Annotated in this window: 5 protein-coding genes and 1 pseudogene; 1 reads left to right on the forward strand and 5 read right to left on the reverse strand. The window is 40.5% G+C overall.

Annotated features, from left to right (window positions below; translation table 11 throughout):
* A pseudogene (locus QZ548_RS08560) lies at positions 1–413 on the forward strand (dolichyl-phosphate-mannose--protein mannosyltransferase); the annotation flags it as partial.
* 115 nt (positions 414–528) lie between these two features.
* Here QZ548_RS08560 and rplL read toward each other — a convergent pair.
* From rplL to nusG, 5 genes are all read right to left on the reverse strand, one after another.
* On the reverse strand, positions 529–897 hold the full coding sequence (rplL, locus tag QZ548_RS08565) for a 50S ribosomal protein L7/L12 (RefSeq protein WP_005385476.1): 369 nt from the start codon (positions 895–897) through the stop codon (positions 529–531).
* A gap of 70 nt (positions 898–967) precedes the next feature.
* Positions 968–1,474, reverse strand: coding sequence for a 50S ribosomal protein L10 (gene rplJ, locus QZ548_RS08570; RefSeq protein WP_060924345.1), 507 nt, complete (start codon positions 1,472–1,474; stop codon positions 968–970).
* A gap of 172 nt (positions 1,475–1,646) precedes the next feature.
* Positions 1,647–2,357, reverse strand: a complete 711-nt coding sequence (gene rplA, locus QZ548_RS08575; RefSeq protein WP_119207245.1) for a 50S ribosomal protein L1 — start codon at positions 2,355–2,357, stop codon at positions 1,647–1,649.
* Between the two features lie 76 nt (positions 2,358–2,433).
* A complete protein-coding gene (gene rplK, locus QZ548_RS08580; protein ID WP_004693535.1) occupies positions 2,434–2,859 on the reverse strand; it encodes a 50S ribosomal protein L11 in 426 nt (141 codons plus the stop codon).
* 103 nt (positions 2,860–2,962) lie between these two features.
* Positions 2,963–3,485, reverse strand: a 523-nt coding sequence (nusG, locus tag QZ548_RS08585; RefSeq protein ID WP_295869714.1) for a transcription termination/antitermination protein NusG, incomplete at its 5' end; no start/stop codon positions are given.

Below are 3,485 nucleotides of genomic sequence, written 5' to 3' on the forward strand. Positions count from 1 at the left end.
TATTTTTACTTCCAATTCTAGCCCTATACTCAGCCACGACCATTTCTGTGACCCCCATATTAACAAGTCAATCTGGCATTCAGTTTACATCTTATATAGAAGATACAAATCAACCTGTTTTCGTATACGGTGGATATTATACTTCCATCGTGTATTATACAAAACATATACCAACACAAGTATATTTAAATAAAACTGATGACGAACTATGGGCCAAGGCTAGAAATATTATGCCTACCATTACCAAAGATGAGTTTTTAGATCAACTTCCAAACGAATCAAATGCTATTGTTATCGTACCTAATCGGAATATAAAAGACTTTGAAAGTTCACCTGCAGCTGTCATTACAAAACCATTGGGCAAAACTAATGGAGCTACCATATATAAAGTACAAGATAATATTTCATTTTAATAGAGCGTGTCCTTCGGGGCACGCTTTTTAATATCAAGTTTATACAGAGTCGTTTCACAGTAATCAGAACGCAAAAAAGGCGTACCCTTAGGTACGCCTTTTAATATGGCTAGAATTATTTCAATTCTACAGTTGCGCCAGCTTCTTCCAATTGAGCTTTCAAAGCTTCAGCTGCTTCAGTAGCTACGCCTTCTTTTACAGGTGCAGGAGCGCCATCAACGATAGCTTTAGCTTCTTTCAAGCCAAGACCAGTTGCTTCACGAACAACTTTGATTACGTTGATTTTGGATGCGCCAGCATCTTTCAAGATTACGTCGAAGGAATCTTTAGCAGCGCCGCCTTCAGCACCACCAGCAGCTGCTACAGCTACAGGAGCTGCTGCAGTTACGCCAAATTCTTCTTCAATTGCTTTTACAAGATCATTAAGTTCAAGAATAGTTGCTTCTTTTAATTCAGCAACGATGTTTTCAATGTTCAATGCCATTTTAGTTTTCCTCCATAAAATAGTTTATTGTATCAGTCTTAAGCGACCAATGAATACTTCGCAGAAATTATTATTCTGCAGCTTCTGCTGGTTGAGCTTCTGCAACAGCTTTGACAGCGTATGCAACGTTGCGAACAGGAGCTTGCAATACGGAAAGCAACATGGAAAGCATGCCTTCGCGGTTTGGAAGACTTGCAATTGCTTTAACGCCTGCAGCATCCATCACTTCGCCTTCAACGATACCAGCTTTAACTGTTACAACTTCTTTCTCAGTAGTTTTGATGAATTGTTCGATTACACGAGCAGGTGCAACAGCATCTTCTTTAGAAGTAGCCAATGCAGTTGGACCTTCTAAATGCTCAGCGAAACCTTCAAGATTCAATTCATTTGCAGCAATGCGAGTCAAAGTATTTTTGATTACTTTGTATTCAACACCTTCAGCCAACATTTTGCGACGAAGATCAGTTGCTTGCGCAACAGTCAAACCAGAGTAACCAATCAATACAGCACCTTTTGCTTCAGAAAGAGTTTCTTTCATTTGAGCAACGATTGCTTTCTTTTGTTCAGTGACAGCCATTAGATTACCTCCTTGTAGATTTTTTGGTGCTCTATGTACTATCTTAGCGTAAAAACGACCCCATCGCACGCGATGAGGTCGAACTAGTCCTAGATTATCTAGTGTCAGCCTCAGCGGGCGGATTTTCATCCATTATACATACCAGCCGTCTACAGCTAAGAGACATATGTGATTATTGCTCTTTTGTAACGTTGCTCAATTTGAACACGTTCAAAGGCACACCAGGGCCCATTGTAGCGGACAAGGTTACAGATTTAATGTATTGACCTTTAGCTGCTACAGGTTTAGCCTTGATAATAGTATCAACGATTGTACGGTAGTTGTCAAGTAATTTTTCTTCATCGAAGGACGCTTTACCGATGGAGCAAGAGACAATACCTGCTTTATCAGTACGGTATTCGATTTTACCAGCTTTGATTTCGTTTACTGCACGAGCAACGTCTGGAGTTACTGTACCAACTTTAGGGTTTGGCATCAAGCCTTTAGGACCCAAGATTTTACCAAGACGGCCAACTTGACCCATCATGTCTGGTGTAGCAACTACTACGTCGAAGTCGCTCCAACCACCTTGGATTTTAGCTACTAACTCTTCAGAACCTACGAAATCTGCACCAGCTTCTTCAGCTGCTTTAATGTTGTCGCCTTTTGCGAATACAAGAACGCGTTTAGTTTTGCCAGTACCATGAGGCAATACTACTGCACCACGAACTTGTTGATCAGCGTATTTAGGGTCGACATTCAAGTTGAAAGCGATTTCAACTGTTTCATCGAAATTTGCAGTTGCAGTTTTCTTAACCAACTCGATTGCTTCTACTGGTTCGTAGAACTTACCAGCTTCAATAAGTTTTACTGCCTCAGCGTATTTCTTACCTACTTTTGCCATTATAATATCCTCCTTATGTGGTCAAACGGGAATTCCCTCCCACCGATTTGCGCCTTATGCGCAAGTCGTACGCTTATTAGTCAACGATTTCAATGCCCATGCTGCGAGCAGTACCTTCTACCATGCGCATACCTTGTTCTACGGTATTAGCATTCAAGTCAGGCATTTTCAATTCAGCAATTTCACGAACTTTATCGCGACCTACTTTTGCTACTTTATCACGGTTAGGTACACCAGAACCTTTTGGAATACCTGCAGCTTTTTTCAATAATACTGCAGCTGGTGGAGTCTTAGTGATGAAGTCGAAGCTACGATCTTCATATACGTTAATAACTACTGGGATAATCAAGCCAGCTTGTTTAGCAGTACGTTCGTTGAATTCTTTTGTGAAAGCAACGATGTTAACACCTGCTTGACCTAGTGCAGGACCAACTGGTGGTGCTGGAGTAGCTTTAGCGGCTTCAATTTGTAGTTTTACTTGTTTAACTAATTTCTTAGCCATGGGTAATTAAACCTCCTATGCTTATACTGTGGTGGTAACGGATATACATCCTCCCACTGGCAACCAAAATCGATTGCTCTTTTTTAGAGTTATAATATATATATTAAAGAGCTTTCTCAATTTGAGAGAACTCTACCTCTACCTCGGTATCTCGGTTGAACATTTCCACATTAAGTTTCAATGTTCCTTTTTCAGGGTTAAGTTCGGTAATAACACCTAGTTTATCTTCAAAGGCCCCGGACGTAATGCGTACCGTTTCACCAACTTCTACATCGATGTTGATGCTTGGTTTCTTATCCAAGCCCTGAGACTTAAGTATATGTTCTACTTCGGAATCAGAAAGTGGAACTGGTTTTGTGGCAGAGCCAACGAAGCCTGTTACACCTGGTGTGTTGCGTACAACATACCAAGAACGGTCGTTAACTTCCATTTCAACCAATACGTACCCAGGAAATATCTTACGTTTTACTACTTTTTTAACCCCATCTTTTTCGTCAATTTCGTCTTCAAGAGGTACCAAAATTCGGCTAATCACATCTTGTAGACCCATAGACTGAACTTTAAGTTCAAGAGTGGTTTTAACTTTATTTTCGTAGCCTGAATAGGTATGAATTACATACCACTTC

The sequence above is a fragment of the uncultured Veillonella sp. genome (assembly GCF_915069625.1).
Lineage (GTDB): Bacteria > Bacillota > Negativicutes > Veillonellales > Veillonellaceae > Veillonella.